Origin of the sequence: Rahnella perminowiae, from assembly GCF_019049695.1 — a bacterium.
GTDB classification, from domain to species: domain Bacteria; phylum Pseudomonadota; class Gammaproteobacteria; order Enterobacterales; family Enterobacteriaceae; genus Rahnella; species Rahnella perminowiae.
This window is the reverse complement of record NZ_JAFMOT010000064.1, coordinates 1-446: the sequence shown is the minus strand read 5'-3', so window position 1 is coordinate 446 and position 446 is coordinate 1. Positions and strand designations below refer to the sequence as shown.

Below are 446 nucleotides of genomic sequence, written 5' to 3'. Positions count from 1 at the left end.
CAATTACCCAGTCCTGCCTCATGCACTTCAATGCCGACAAAGTTTCGTGTTGGGTCATTTTTTGCCATTTCCACCAAGCTTGTGCCCATACCAAAGCCAATTTCAAATGTCAAAGGCGCATCAGGGTTTGAAAATAGCTCACGCAAATTGGTTATACCACCGATATCCATTGCTTGAATTGCATCCAAATTGGGCTGGACAAAAAAATGGGCAAAGTCTGACTGTAACCCAGCTTCTGCCTTTTTGCCCACATGGGTTTTGCGCTTCATAAAAGTTTGAATGGCGCGATAGTGCGGGGATGAATCAGGGTTTTCATCACTCGGTTGAGGGCTAGTAGAGAGATTGGGAGAAAGGCATTGGGCATCGGTGCTAGCCGCATCGACTGTCTCAGAAGTTTGGGTATGTTGGGGTGTCATCATTTGCAAAAATCGTAGTTGGTGTGATAA

General features: G+C 45.7%; 1 pseudogene. It reads right to left on the bottom strand.

The window, feature by feature from the left end:
• Positions 1 to 419: pseudogene (locus J1781_RS26300) on the bottom strand (hypothetical protein); the annotation flags it as partial.
• Positions 420 to 446 lie beyond the last annotated feature (27 nt).